Below are 13407 nucleotides of genomic sequence, written 5' to 3'. Positions count from 1 at the left end.
GCGATCGGCCGCCGCGCCAATGCCCGAGCGTCAGGTGACGGACGGCTTGTCCCACTGCTCTTCGACCGGTTCCTCGAGCAGGAAAGCGGTGACCAGAAAAGCGGCGAGCACCACGCCCCACGTATACCAGAGCCCGGCATAGGCATTGCCCGTCTTGGCGACGATGAAGCTCGCGATCAGCGGCAGGAAGCCGCCGAAATAGCCGGTTCCCAGATGATAGGGAATCGACAATGACGAGTAGCGGACGTGCGGCGGAAACATCTCCGAGAGCAGCGCGGCGACGGGGCCGTAGGTGAAGCCCGACAGCGCGCTGAGCCCGAGCAGCGCGAGCAGGATCACCGCGATACCCAGCACGCTCGGTATCTGCTTTTCGAAGCTGTAGCCCATCGCCTCCAGCGCGGGCCGGAGCAGCGCGGGATCCTCGCTTGCAACCTCGCGCCCGCCGATGTGGATCGTGACGCTGTCGAACCCGCCGCCGCTCGCGACCACCTTGTACGGCACGCCCAATTGGGTCAGTTCGCCGAGCGTCTTGCCGCAGGCGGTCGCCTGCTGCTTGGCGAAGGGATCGAAGCTGCACTTCGAGCCCGTCACGACGACCGGCGCGCGCGCCGCCGCCGCCTCAAGGCCCGGATTGGCGACGCTGCCAATCCACCAGAAGAGCGGGAAGAGCAGGACCAGCGTAACGCCATAGCCCCAGACGATCGGCTTCTTGCGCCCGATGCGGTCCGACAGCCTCCCCGCGATCACGAAGAAAGCCATGCCGAGCGCCGCCGCCACGCCGACGATGATCTCCGCCGCGGTGTCGTCGACCTTCATCGGCCCCTTGAGGAAGGACAGGCCCGAGAACATCGCGGTATACCAGATCACCGTCAGCCCGGCGGCGATGCCGATCATCGCGACGAAGATGCGGCGCGGATTACCGGGGTAGGTAAAGCTTTCCTTCAGCGGATTGCGCGCGATCTCGCCCTCGGCCTTCATCGCCTGAAACACCGGGCTTTCGGACAGCTTCAATCGCATCCACAGCGAAATGGCGAGCAGCAGCAGCGACAGCAGAAATGGCACGCGCCAGCCCCAGGCGTTCCACAGATCGTCGGACATCGCCGCCTTGCACGACAGGACGACGATCAGACTCAGCACGAAGCCGCCGACGACGCTCGCCTGGATGAAGCTGGTGTAATAGCCGCGCTTTTCGGGCGGCGAATGCTCGGCCACGTAAATGGCCGCGCCGCCATATTCGCCGCCGAGCGCGAGCCCCTGCAGGATGCGCAGCCCAATGACGATGATCGGCGCTGCGATGCCGATCGCCTCGGCCGAGGGGATCATGCCGACCCCGGCGGTCGCGATGCCCATCAGCGTGACGGTGATCAGAAAGGTATATTTGCGCCCCAGCCGGTCGCCGAGAAAGCCGAACAGCACGGCGCCCAGCGGCCGGAAACCGAACCCGACCGCGAAGCCGGCCCAGACGAGCAGCACCTCGAGCGTCGCATTGTCGCTGGGGAAGAAGGTCTTGCCGATGATCGCCGCGAGCGTGCCGTAGATGAAGAAATCATACCATTCGAAGATCGTCCCCGCCGACGAGGCGGCGATGACCATGCGGATATCCTTCGCGGTCGGCTGATAGGCGGCGACTTCGCTCATAAATCCGGTGTTCCCCCAAGGCCGTTCGTCCTGAGCTTGTCGAAGGACCGTTCTTCCTTTGGGCGGGAAGAAAAAGGGCCGCCCTTCGACAAGCTCAGGGCAAACGGCATATTCTGTTATCGCCCTCCGTCATAACCGCTGTTCCGCCTTGCACAAGCAGGCGCGTGGGGGCAGCATCGACCGTATGACCCGCTTCATCGATCTCTCGATCCCGATCACCAATCATGTCGTGTCCGACCCGCCGGTGATGCGCCCGCAGATCACCTACATGACCCATGAAAATACGTGGGAACAGATCGCGATGTTCTTCCCCGGCCTGACCCGGGACGACCTTCCCGACGGCGAAGGCTGGGCGGTCGAGAGCATCACCCTCTCGACCCATAACGGCACCCATATGGACGCGCCGTGGCATTTTCATTCGACGACCGACAGCGGCGCGAGCGCCGCGCCGAGCATCGACGAAGCGCCGCTCGACCTCTTCTTCCGCCCCGGCGTGAAGCTCGATTTCTCGGACCGGCCCGCCGGCCATGTCGTGAGCGCCGCCGAGGTCGAGGCCGAACTCGCGCGCATCGGGCATGCACTTCAGCCCTTCGACATCGTCCTCGTCCAGTCGGGCGCGGTCTACGGCACCGACAATTTCACCGACCAGGGCTGCGGCATGGGCGCGGAAGCGACGCTCTACCTGACGACGCGCGGCGTCAAGGTGGTCGGCACCGACGCATGGAGCTGGGACGCGCCATTCAGCCACACCGCGAAGCGCTGGGCGGAGACACGCGACCCGTCGATCATCTGGGAGGGGCACAAGGCGGGGCGCATCAAGCCCTATTACCAGATCGAGAAGCTCACCAACCTCGCCGCCCTGCCCGCGACCGGCTGGACGCTGAGCTGCTTCCCGGTGAAGATCGAGCGCGCGAGCGCGGGGTGGATCCGGGCAGTGGCGCTGGTGGATTGAGCACGAGCCGAGGTTTTTAGGGGGGGAGCGTACACGTCCAATAAACCGTCGCCCCCGCGAAGGCGGGGCCGCCATCGGCAGGGCGCTAGCGGCCCCCGCCTTCGCGGGGGCGACGGCTGTTATCGCTCGCACACGGCCAGTGCCGCCACCCGCCGTTCGTCGATTGCCACTGGAAAGTTGCATTTGAAACGTTAGCGTCGCGCCCAACAAGAAAACGGACCGGGGGAGGACCAAGCATGACCGCAGCCGAGGCGACGCCCGAAATCGGCGTCGATACCGTCGAACATGCCGACCGCGCCTTCCTCGGCCACCCCAAGGGCCTCGGCTATCTTGCCTTCGTCGAGGGATGCGAGCGCTTTTCCTATTATTCGATGCAGACCTTGCTCGTGCTCTACATGGTCAATTACCTGCTGCTGCCCGAGCATGCGGGCGGGGTGATCGGGCTCGACTGGGTCAAGAACTTCTACGGGCTCGACGGCCAGCCGCTCGCCTCGCGCATCTTCGGCGATTATACCGCGCTCGTCTATCTGACCCCGATCGTCGGCGGGCTGATCGCCGACCGCTGGCTCGGGCGCCGCGCAACGCTGATCGCGGGCGGGCTCGTCATGGCGCTCGGCCATTTCCTGATGGCGTTCGAGGGCAGCTTCCTCTTCGCGCTGCTCGCGCTGATCGTCGGGGTCGGGCTGTTCAAGGGCAATATCGCGAGCCAGGTCGGCGAACTCTACAAGCCCGACGACATCCGCCGCGCAATGGCGTTCCAGATCTTCTACATCGCGATCAACGTCAGCGTGATCATCGCGCCGCTGATCTCCAGCACGCTCGGAGAGAAGGTGAGCTGGCACTGGGGCTTCGGCACCGCCGGGATCGTGATGGTGATCGGCCTCATCCTCTACATCATGGCGGGACCGTGGCTGCCGAAGGATAATCGGCCGTCGAAGGCGGCGGCCGAGGCAAAGCCAAGCGCGCCGCTCAGCCGGCAGGACTGGCTTCGCATCGCCGCGGTGATACTGCTTGTCCCCGCGTTGGCGATATCGCTCCTCACCAACCAGCAGATTTTCAACGCCTATCTCGTCTGGGCCGACCAGCATTTTCAGCTTAGCTTCTTCGGGGCGACGATCCCGACGGGCTGGATGATCTCGATCGACGCGGGGATGAGCTTTTCGATGCTCGTCGCGGTCACCGCCTTCTATGCCTGGTATGGCCGCAAATGGCGCGAGCCCGACGAACTCGGCAAGATGGTCATCGGCAGCTTTTTCACCATCGCCGGCGGGCTGTGTCTCGTCATGGCGGCAGCAACGCAGGGCGACGGCAAGATCGGATTGTTCTGGCCGCTGATGTTCCATTTGTTCAACAGCATCGGCTTCGCGCATATCCTGCCGGTCAGCCTCGCGCTGTTCAGCCGCCTCGCACCCGCGCGGCTCAACGCGACGATCATCGGCATCTATTATCTCGCCTTCTTCGCCGCCAACTACATCGTCGGCACCGTCGGGGGCTGGTATTCGTCGATGCCGACGACGAGCTTCTGGCTGGTCCACGTCGGCACGGCGGCGGTCGGCCTCGTCGCCTTCCTGCTGTTCAAGCTGTTCCTCGCGAAGCGGCTGATGGGAACGGAAGCGGCGACCGCATAAATTCCCGTCATTGCGAGCGAAGCGAAGCAATCCCCAGCTCGCGTCCGTGCAGGACGATGGCTGGCGATTGCTTCGTCGCTTCGCTCCTCGCAATGACGAAAAGAGTTATTCCATCTCCAATATCACCGCGTCGACCGCCAGGCTGTCGCCCTGCGCCGCGTTGACCGTCTTCACCGTCCCCGATTTTTCGGCGCGGAGGATGTTTTCCATCTTCATCGCCTCGACCGTCGCGAGCGGCTGGCCCGCCTCGACGGCGTCGCCCTCGCCCACATGCAGCGCGACGAGCAGGCCGGGCATCGGGCAGATGAGGAATTTCGAGAGATCGGGCGGAATCTTCTCGATCATGTGCGCGGTCAGCGGCGCGACGTGCCACGGCAGGACGCGCACGTCGTGGATGCGCCCGCGCGTCGTCATGCGCCATCCGGTGCGCGTTTTAGCGACTTTTACGGCCAGTTCGCTGTCGTCGATCTCCGCGACGACGAGTCTGTCGCCCGGCGTATATTCGAGCGCAATGTCAACCTTCTCGCCGTCGACCTTGATATGCTTGTGTCCGAGCTTCACCTTGTGGCTCGCGCCGCCGATCGTCACCTGCCACTTGGCGGGCGGGTCGAGCCGGTCGCCGAGCTGGCCGTCGGTGCGCCGCGCGCGGTCGGCCTCGGCGCTCGCCATGAAGCCCGCGATGGCCGCCAGCGCGCGCGTCACCGCCTCGTCGGCCGGCGCGCCGTGGAAGCCCTCGGGATATTCCTCGGCGATGAAGCCCGTCGTCAGCTCGCCCGAGCGGAAGCGCGGATGCTGCATGATCGCCGAGACGAAATCGATATTATGGCCGAGCCCTTCGAGCTCGAAGCGGTCGAGCGCCGCGACCTGCAGGTCCGCCGCCTCGTCGCGCGTCTTGCCCCAGGTGATCAGCTTGGCGATCATCGGGTCGTAGAAGATCGACACCTCGCCGCCGTCATAGACGCCGTCGTCGACGCGCACGCCATCGACCCCGCGCCGCCCGTTCTCCGCGCCGTCGTCGGTCCAGCCCGGCACCGGCGGCTTGTAGCGCGTCAGCCGTCCGGTCGAGGGCAGGAAGCCGCGATAGGGGTCCTCGGCATAGACGCGGTTCTCGATCGACCAGCCGTCGATCTTGATGTCATCCTGCGTCAATTCGAGCTTCTCGCCCGCCGCGACGCGGATCATCTGCTCGACCAGATCGATGCCGGTGATCGCCTCGGTCACCGGATGCTCGACCTGAAGCCGCGTGTTCATTTCGAGGAAATAGAAGCTCTCGCCCGTCGGGTCGGCGCCCGAGACGATCAGCTCGACCGTGCCCGCGGAGTAATAGCCGACCGCCTTCGACAGCGCGACGCACTGTTCACCCATCGCTTTCCGCATCTTTTCGGTGACGAAGGGCGATGGCGCTTCCTCGACCACCTTCTGGTGGCGGCGCTGGATCGAGCATTCGCGCTCGTTGAGGTAGAGCGTGTTGCCGTGCTGGTCGCCGAGGATCTGGATTTCGATGTGCCGCGGGTTGAGGATGAATTTCTCGATGAACACGCGGTCGTCGCCGAAGCTGTTGAGCCCCTCGCGCTTGACGCTCTCGAAGCCCTCGCGGACGTCCTTCTCGTCATAGGCGAGGCGCATCCCCTTGCCGCCGCCGCCGGCGCTGGCCTTCATCATCACCGGATAGCCGATCTCGTTCGAAATCTCGACGGCATGCTCGGTGTCGCGGATCTCGCCGACGAAGCCGGGGACGACGTTGACGCCCGCTTCCTTGGCGAGCTTCTTCGACTCGATCTTGTCGCCCATCGCGGCGATCGCGTTCACCGGCGGGCCGATGAAGGCGATATTTTCCTTGGCCAGCGCCTCGGCGAAGCTGGTGCGCTCCGACAGAAAGCCATAGCCCGGATGCACCGCCTCGGCGCCCGTCGCCTTGCACGCCGCGATGATCCTGTCGGCGATCAGATAGGATTCGGACGCGGGTGACGGCCCGATATGCACCGCCTCGTCGGCCATCCGCACGAAGGGCGCGCGCGCGTCGGCGTCCGAATAGACGGCGACAGTCGCGATGCCCATGCGGCGCGCGGTCTTGATGACGCGGCAGGCGATTTCGCCGCGGTTGGCGATCAGGATTTTCTTGAACATTATTTGCTCCAGCGCCGAAGCGTCCAAAGTGACAGGAATATTCCAGCGAGAATTATCGACAGCCCGCCTAGAGCCGCCCAGCGTGAATCCAGCCCTACCGCTTTCAATCCAATCGCGATCGCGCCGGTACTGAAGTAGATGCCAACCGAAAGCCAAAAAACGATCGCCAGCAGGGCCAGTAGAAAAGAAGTGACGCGTTTTGCGGTCACTCCGCCGCCTCCATCCGCATCGGCTCTTCGCTCTCCATCGGCCGCAGCCCCAGCTTCGCGAACAGCGCCGCGTCGGCGCTGTCGCCGCGGTTGCCGGTGGTGAGCAGCTTGTCGCCGGTGAAGATGCTGTTCGCGCCCGCCATGAAGCAGAGCGCTTGCGTGGCCTCCGACATGCTTTCGCGGCCCGCCGACAGGCGGACCATCGATTTCGGCATGGTGATGCGGGCGACCGCGACGGTGCGGACGAATTCGATGTCGTCGATCTCCGCAAGGGGCGTGTCCGCGAGCATGTCGCCCAGCACCGTGCCCTTGATCGGGATCAGCGCGTTGACCGGCACGCTTTCGGGATGGCGTTCGAGCGTCGCGAGCGCGTGGATGAAGCCAACCCTGTCAGACCGCGTCTCGCCCATGCCGACGATGCCACCCGAGCAGACGTTGATCCCCGCCGCGCGCACCTCCTCCAGCGTGTCGAGCCGGTCCTGGAAGGTGCGCGTCGAGATGATATTCTCGTAATTCTCCGGGCTCGTGTCGATATTGTGGTTATAATAGTCGAGCCCCGCGACCGCGAGCGTCTGCGCCTGCTCCTTGGTGAGCATCCCCAGCGTCATGCAGGTTTCCATGCCCATCTGCCGCACGCCCTCGATCATCTCGACGATCGCGGGCATGTCGCGGTCCTTGGGGTTACGCCATGCCGCGCCCATGCAGAAGCGCTGCGAGCCCGCATCCTTCGCCTCGGCCGCCGCCTGCAACACCGCGCGCACGTCCATCAGCTTGGTCGCCTTGAGCCCCGTGTCGGCGTGCGCCGACTGCGAGCAATAGCCGCAATCCTCGGCGCAGCCGCCGGTCTTGATGCTGAGCAAAGTGCAAAGCTGCACTTGCCCACGCGCATGATGGCGGCGGTGGACGCCCTGCGCCTCCCACATCAGCTCATCGAACGGCAGGTCGAACAGCTCGGCGATTTCCTCGCGAGTCCAGTCGTTGCGGGTCTCGGTCATGCGATGCTCTCCAATGCCTGCGCCAGATCGGCGATGATGTCGTCGATATGCTCGATCCCCACCGACACGCGCACCACGTCGGGGCCCGCGCCGGTTTCGACGAGCTCGGCCTCGGACAATTGGCTGTGCGTGGTCGAGGCGGGATGGATGATCAGCGAGCGCGTGTCGCCGAGATTGGCGAGATGGCTGAACATCTTGACCGACGACACCAGCGCGACGCCCGCGTCATAGCCGCCCTTGAGCCCGAAGGTGAACACCGCCCCGCCCTTGCCCCCGAGATAGCGCTGCGCGAGCGGATGGTAAGGATCGTCCTCCAGCCCGGCATAGGACACCCAATCGATCTTGGGATGCGCGCGCAGCCACTTGGCGAGCGCCAGCGCGTTGCTGCAATGCCGCTCCATCCGCAGCGCCAGCGTTTCCATGCCGGTCAGCGCGAGGAAGGCGTTCATCGGCGCGAGCGCCGGCCCCAGGTCGCGCAGCCCCAGCGTCCGCGCGGCGAGGATGAAAGCCAGCGGACCGAACGCCTCGGTGAACTTGATCCCGTGATAGGAGGCGTTGGGCTCGCTGAGCGTCGGATATTTGCCGCCCTTCGCCCAGTCGAACGACCCCGCATCGACGATCACCCCGCCGATCGCATTGCCGTGGCCGTTCAAAAACTTGGTTGTCGAATGGACGACGATATCGGCGCCATGCTCGATCGGGCGGCACAGCATCGGCGTCGCCATCGTGTTGTCGACGATCAGCGGCACGCCGGCCTCATGCGCGACCTTCGCGATCGCCTCGATGTCCTGCACGACCCCGCCGGGGTTGGCGAGGCTTTCGATGAACACCGCGCGGGTGTTCTCGTTGATCGCCGCGGCGACGTTGCCGGCATCGTCGGCATCGACGAAATGCGTCGTCCACGCCATCTTGCGAAAGCTCTGGCCGAGCTGGTTCTGCGACCCGCCATAGAGCTTGCGCGCCGCGACGATCTCGCAGCCCGGCTCCATCAGCGTGTGGAACGCCAGGAATTGCGCGGCGTGGCCCGATGCCACCGCGAGCGCCGCCTGCCCGCCTTCGAGCGCCGCGATCTTGCCCTCGAGCGCGCCGTTGGTCGGGTTCATGATCCGGGTGTAGATGTTCCCGAACTCTTCGAGGTTGAACAGGCGCGAGGCATGCTCGACGCTGTCGAAGACATAGGAGGAGGTCTGATAGATCGGCGTGATCCGCGCCTTGGTCGTCGGGTCGGGTGCGGTCCCGGCGTGGACGGTCAGCGTTTCGGGTTTGTGTCCGGTCATGCGGCATCCTCCAATGGCGGCATATTGTGGCCGAGCAGGCGCAGCACGTCGGCGGCGCATTCGACCACGTTGGAGCCGGGGCCATAGATGCCCTGCACCCCGGCGTCGCGCAGATAATCATAGTCCTGCGGCGGAATGACGCCGCCCGCGATGACCTTGATGTCGCCGCGCCCGGCTTCCTTCAGCCCCTTGATCAGCTCGGGGATCAGCGTCTTGTGTCCCGCCGCGAGGCTCGACGCGCCGACCGCGTCGACGCCGCTGTCGAGCGCGAGCACCACCGTCTCCTCCGGCGTCTGGAACAGCGGCCCCGACACCACGTCGAACCCCATGTCGCTGAAGGCCGAGGCGATGACGTTGGCACCGCGGTCGTGACCGTCCTGCCCCATCTTGGCGATCAGCAGCTTCGGCGCGCGGCCCAGCCGGCGCTCGACCGCCTTCACCCCGTCGACGACCTGCGCCCAGCGGCTGTCGTCCTGATAGGGCGCGGCATAGACGCCCTTCACCGGGGTCGGCACCGTCGCATAGCGGTCGAAGGCTTCCTCCATCGCCGAGGAAATCTCGCCGAGCGTCGCGCGCGCGCGCGCCGCTTCGACCGCGTGGGCGAGCAGGTTGGTTTCAATCGACTGCGGCGACGCCGCCGCCCCGCGCAGCGCATCGAGCGCCGCGCGGCACGCCGCCTCGTCGCGGCTCGCCTTGATCCGATTGATCCGCGCGATCTGGCCTTCGCGTACCTTCGCGTTGTCGACCTCGAGCGTTTCGAGCAGGTCCTCGTCCTTCAGGCGGTATTTGTTGACCCCGACGATCACGTCGTCGCCGCGGTCGACCCGCGCCTGCCGTGCCGCGGCTGCCTCCTCGATCATCGCCTTGGGCCAGCCCGCCGCGACCGCCTTCGCCATGCCGCCCTCCGCCTCGACGCGGTCGATGATCGCCTGCGCCGCGTCGACCAGTTCCTGCGTCAGCGCCTCGACATAATAGCTGCCGCCCAGGGGATCGACGACATTGGTCATGCCGGTCTCTTCCTGGATGATGATCTGGGTGTTGCGCGCGATCCGCGCCGAGAAGTCGGTCGGCAGCGCGATCGCCTCGTCGAGCGCGTTGGTGTGAAGGCTCTGCGTCCCGCCGAGCATCGCCGCCATCGCCTCGATCGTCGTGCGGACGACATTGTTATAGGGGTCCTGCTCGGTCAGCGACACGCCCGACGTCTGGCAATGGGTGCGCAGCATCTTCGAGCGTTCGGACCGCGCGCCGAGCTTCGTCATCGCACGGTGCCAAAGAACGCGCGCCGCGCGCAGCTTCGCCGCCTCCATGAAGAAATTCATGCCGATGGCGAAAAAGAAGGACAGCCGCCCGGCGAACTTGTCGATGTCGAGGCCGCTGGCGACGCCATATTTCACATATTCGATGCCGTCGGCGATGGTGAAGGCCAGCTCCTGCACCTGCGTCGCCCCCGCCTCCTGCATATGATAGCCGGAGATCGAGATGCTGTTGAACTTCGGCATCTCCCGCGATGTGTAGCCGAAGATATCGCTGATGATCCGCATCGAGGGCTCGGGCGGATAGATATAGGTGTTGCGGACCATGAACTCCTTCAAAATGTCGTTCTGGATGGTGCCGTCGAGCAGCGACCGCGCCACCCCCTGCTCCTCGCCCGCGACGATGAAGAAGGCGAGGATCGGAATGACGGCGCCGTTCATCGTCATGCTGACCGACATCTGGTCGAGCGGGATGCCGTCGAACAATATCTTCATGTCCTCGACGCTGTCGATCGCCACGCCCGCCTTGCCGACGTCGCCGACGACGCGCGGGTGGTCGCTGTCGTAGCCGCGATGCGTCGCAAGGTCGAAGGCGACCGAAAGGCCCTTCTGCCCCGCGGCGAGGTTGCGGCGATAGAAGGCGTTCGATTCCTCGGCGGTCGAGAAGCCCGCATATTGCCGGATCGTCCAAGGGCGGCCCGTGTACATCGACGCGCGCACGCCGCGGGTGAAGGGCGCGAAACCGGGGAGGCCGGGGTCGACCGCCACGTCCTCGGCAGTGTAGAGCGGCTTGACCGCAATCCCTTCGGGCGTGTGCCAGGTCAGATCCTTGCCCTTCACCTCCTTGTCGGCGGCGGCGGCCCATTGGTCGAGGTTGGGTTTGTCGGTCATAACGGCCTCATTCTCTACTTTTCGTCATGCCGGACTTGATCCGGCATCCCGCTTTGCGACGCCCGCTAGCGGGACCCCGGATCAAGTCCGGGGTGACGATTAATGGAAGGTCAGTGCGCCCCCTTCGGCGTCTCCATGATCTCGGTCAGCACCCCGCCCATGTCGCGCGGATGGACGAAGAAGATCAGCGTCCCATGCGCCCCGATCCGTGGCTCCCCGAGCACGCGCTTGCCCATCGCCTCGAACGCGGCCTTGGCGGCATGAATATCGGGGACTTCGTAGCACATATGATGCTGCCCGCCCGCCGGGTTCTTTTCGAGGAAACCCGCGATCGAGGTGTTGCCGGGCAGCGGCTCGACCAGCTCGATCTGCGTGCCATTGAGCGCACCATTGGCGCCCGGCGTATCGACGAAGCACACCTTCACGCCCTGCTCGGGCAGGTCGAACGGCTCGTGAATTGTCGTCGCGCCCATCACGTCGCGATAGAAGACGATGCTGTCGGCGATCGACGGCGTCGCGACGCCGATGTGGTTGAGGCGGCCTAGTTTCATTCTTCATCCTCGCCGATTGCAACAATCTTCAAAGCGATGGCTCGGGCGTCGGAAGCAATTGCCTCATCCCTGCCAACACCACCCATCCCCATATTTTCACACACCGCCCAGGTAAGGTAGTCAGCAATCTCGCCAACCTGCTTTCCCTCGCCCAACATCGCGTAAACGCGGTGAGCGTAGCTGTCATATTCATCGTCGGGAGCGATGCCGTTGACGCCTATGGGATCCCACTCATCCCACAGGAGGCGCCTGATCTTTTCGAGCTGCACAATCATAGCGGAATATTATCGTGCTTCTTCCAAGGGTTTTCGAGCTGCTTGTTCCGCAGCTTCCGTAGCCCCAGCGCGATCCGTTTCCGCGTATTGTGCGGGTGAATGACCTCGTCGATATAGCCGCGCGACGCCGCGACGAACGGATTGGCGAAGCGATCCTCATATTCCTTGGTGCGCTGCGCGATCTTCTCCGGGTCGCCGATGTCGGCGCGGAAGATGATCTCGACCGCGCCCTTGGCACCCATCACCGCGATCTCGGCGGTCGGCCAGGCATAGTTCAGGTCGCCGCGCAGATGCTTCGACGCCATCACGTCATAGGCGCCGCCATAGGCCTTGCGCGTGATCACCGTGATCTTGGGCACCGTCGCCTCGGCATAGGCGAAGAGCAGCTTCGCGCCATGCTTGATGATGCCGTTATATTCCTGCGCGGTGCCGGGCAGAAAGCCGGGGACGTCGACGAAGGTGACGATCGGAATCTCGAACGCGTCGCAGAAGCGAACGAAGCGCGCGGCTTTCTTCGACGAATTGATGTCGAGCACGCCCGCGAGCACCAGCGGCTGGTTCGCGACGATACCGATCGTCCGCCCCTCGATGCGCCCGAAACCGCAGATGATGTTGCCCGCGTGCGCCGGTTGCACCTCGAAGAAATCGCCCTCGTCAACCGTCTTGCGGATCAACTCGTGCATGTCATAGGGCTGGTTCGCATTGGGCGGGATCAGCGTGTCGAGACTTTCCTCGGCACGGTCATAAGGGTCGCTCGTCGGGCGCACCGGCACGCCGCTGCGGTTGTTTTCGGGTAGGTAATCGAAGAAGTCGCGTGCCGCGAGCAGCGCTTCAATGTCATTCTCGAACGCGAGATCGGCGACCGAGCTTTTGGTCGTGTGAGTGATCGCGCCGCCCAGTTCCTCCTGCGTCACCACCTCGTTGGTGACGGTTTTGACCACGTCAGGCCCGGTGACGAACATGTAGCTCGAGTCCTTCACCATGAAGATGAAGTCGGTCATCGCGGGCGAGTAAACCGCGCCGCCCGCGCACGGGCCCATGATCAGGCTGATCTGCGGCACCACGCCCGACGCCAGCACGTTGCGCTGGAACACGTCGGCATAGCCGCCGAGCGACGCGACGCCCTCCTGGATGCGCGCGCCGCCGCTGTCGTTCAGGCCGATGACCGGCGCGCCGACGAGCAGCGCCTTGTCCATGACCTTGCAGATCTTCTCGGCATGGCGCTTCGACAGGGAGCCGCCGAAAACGGTGAAATCCTGGCTGAAGACATAGACGAGGCGGCCGTTGATCGTGCCCGACCCGGTGACGACGCCGTCGCCGGGCACCTTCTGGTCTTCCATCCCGAAATCGACGCAATCATGCTCGACATAGGTGTCGAGCTCCTCGAACGAGCCTTCGTCGAGCAGCACCTCGAGCCGCTCGCGCGCGCTGAGCTTGCCCTTGGCGTGCTGCGCGTCGATGCGCTTTTGTCCGCCCCCCAGCGCGGCGGCGGCGCGGCGGCGTTCCATTTCGGCGATATTGGCGGACATGCGGCTCTCCACGAAATTTGAAGATTTCGCCCTGCACGTTCGCGCGCCGCGATTCAAATGTGAATTTGCAAAGTTGCAAAGT

11 protein-coding genes are annotated in these 13407 nt (G+C 64.8%); 2 read left to right on the top strand and 9 right to left on the bottom strand.

Features of this window, described 5'->3' with window-relative positions:
* Positions 1-30: 30 nt before the first annotated feature.
* On the bottom strand, positions 31-1638 hold the full coding sequence (locus tag ACOTSS_RS08355; RefSeq protein ID WP_448691032.1) for an MFS transporter: 1608 nt from the start codon (positions 1636-1638) through the stop codon (positions 31-33).
* Positions 1639-1822: 184 nt separating this feature from the next.
* Between ACOTSS_RS08355 and ACOTSS_RS08350 the strand changes: the two genes are divergently transcribed.
* Positions 1823-2590: a cyclase family protein gene (locus tag ACOTSS_RS08350; protein WP_448691031.1), complete on the top strand. Its 768-nt coding sequence runs from the start codon at positions 1823-1825 to the stop codon at positions 2588-2590.
* 236 nt (positions 2591-2826) lie between these two features.
* A complete protein-coding gene (locus ACOTSS_RS08345) occupies positions 2827-4218 on the top strand; it encodes a peptide MFS transporter (RefSeq protein WP_448691030.1) in 1392 nt (463 codons plus the stop codon).
* Between the two features lie 105 nt (positions 4219-4323).
* Here ACOTSS_RS08345 and ACOTSS_RS08340 read toward each other — a convergent pair whose 3' ends face one another.
* The 8 genes from ACOTSS_RS08340 to ACOTSS_RS08305 all read right to left on the bottom strand — a co-directional run bounded on the left by ACOTSS_RS08340 (position 4324) and on the right by ACOTSS_RS08305 (position 13325).
* Positions 4324-6345, bottom strand: a complete 2022-nt coding sequence (locus ACOTSS_RS08340) for an ATP-binding protein (RefSeq protein ID WP_448691029.1) — start codon at positions 6343-6345, stop codon at positions 4324-4326.
* Positions 6345-6554: a hypothetical protein gene (locus tag ACOTSS_RS08335; RefSeq protein WP_448691028.1), complete on the bottom strand. Its 210-nt coding sequence runs from the start codon at positions 6552-6554 to the stop codon at positions 6345-6347. Before ACOTSS_RS08335 ends, ACOTSS_RS08340 begins: the two co-directional genes overlap by 1 nt.
* Complete coding sequence (bioB, locus tag ACOTSS_RS08330; RefSeq protein ID WP_448691027.1) at positions 6551-7549, bottom strand: biotin synthase BioB; 999 nt, start codon at positions 7547-7549, stop codon at positions 6551-6553. Before bioB ends, ACOTSS_RS08335 begins: the two co-directional genes overlap by 4 nt.
* The gene (locus ACOTSS_RS08325) at positions 7546-8826 is read right to left on the bottom strand and encodes an O-acetylhomoserine aminocarboxypropyltransferase (protein WP_448691026.1); all 1281 of its coding nucleotides are present in this window, start codon (positions 8824-8826) and stop codon (positions 7546-7548) included. The genes bioB and ACOTSS_RS08325 overlap by 4 nt, the downstream gene beginning before the upstream one ends.
* Positions 8823-10970 carry a methylmalonyl-CoA mutase gene (gene scpA / locus ACOTSS_RS08320; protein ID WP_448691025.1) on the bottom strand — a complete coding sequence of 716 codons (2148 nt, stop codon included), beginning with the start codon at positions 10968-10970 and terminating at the stop codon, positions 8823-8825. Before scpA ends, ACOTSS_RS08325 begins: the two co-directional genes overlap by 4 nt.
* A 110-nt stretch (positions 10971-11080) precedes the next feature.
* Positions 11081-11521 (bottom strand): methylmalonyl-CoA epimerase, encoded by a 441-nt coding sequence (mce, locus tag ACOTSS_RS08315; RefSeq protein WP_448691024.1) that lies wholly within the window; start codon positions 11519-11521, stop codon positions 11081-11083.
* Complete coding sequence (locus ACOTSS_RS08310; RefSeq protein WP_448691023.1) at positions 11518-11796, bottom strand: hypothetical protein; 279 nt, start codon at positions 11794-11796, stop codon at positions 11518-11520. Before ACOTSS_RS08310 ends, mce begins: the two co-directional genes overlap by 4 nt.
* On the bottom strand, positions 11793-13325 hold the full coding sequence (locus ACOTSS_RS08305) for an acyl-CoA carboxylase subunit beta (RefSeq protein ID WP_448691022.1): 1533 nt from the start codon (positions 13323-13325) through the stop codon (positions 11793-11795). The genes ACOTSS_RS08310 and ACOTSS_RS08305 overlap by 4 nt, the downstream gene beginning before the upstream one ends.
* Positions 13326-13407 lie beyond the last annotated feature (82 nt).

This window comes from Sphingopyxis sp. NJF-3 (assembly GCF_053514865.1).
This window is presented reverse-complemented; position numbering and strand designations above follow the sequence as displayed.

Excerpts from the sequence above, each read along its gene's own strand:
- bioB (WP_448691027.1), bottom strand. The coding sequence starts at position 7,549 with ATGACCGAGACCCGCAACGACTGGACTCGCGAGGAAATCGCCGAGCTG.
- ACOTSS_RS08340 (WP_448691029.1), bottom strand. The coding sequence starts at position 6,345 with ATGTTCAAGAAAATCCTGATCGCCAACCGCGGCGAAATCGCCTGCCGC.
- mce (WP_448691024.1), bottom strand. The coding sequence starts at position 11,521 with ATGAAACTAGGCCGCCTCAACCACATCGGCGTCGCGACGCCGTCGATC.
- ACOTSS_RS08325 (WP_448691026.1), bottom strand. The coding sequence starts at position 8,826 with ATGACCGGACACAAACCCGAAACGCTGACCGTCCACGCCGGGACCGCA.
- ACOTSS_RS08305 (WP_448691022.1), bottom strand. The coding sequence starts at position 13,325 with ATGTCCGCCAATATCGCCGAAATGGAACGCCGCCGCGCCGCCGCCGCG.
- ACOTSS_RS08355 (WP_448691032.1), bottom strand. The coding sequence starts at position 1,638 with ATGAGCGAAGTCGCCGCCTATCAGCCGACCGCGAAGGATATCCGCATG.
- ACOTSS_RS08345 (WP_448691030.1), top strand. The coding sequence starts at position 2,827 with ATGACCGCAGCCGAGGCGACGCCCGAAATCGGCGTCGATACCGTCGAA.
- ACOTSS_RS08310 (WP_448691023.1), bottom strand. The coding sequence starts at position 11,796 with ATGATTGTGCAGCTCGAAAAGATCAGGCGCCTCCTGTGGGATGAGTGG.
- scpA (WP_448691025.1), bottom strand. The coding sequence starts at position 10,970 with ATGACCGACAAACCCAACCTCGACCAATGGGCCGCCGCCGCCGACAAG.
- ACOTSS_RS08350 (WP_448691031.1), top strand. The coding sequence starts at position 1,823 with ATGACCCGCTTCATCGATCTCTCGATCCCGATCACCAATCATGTCGTG.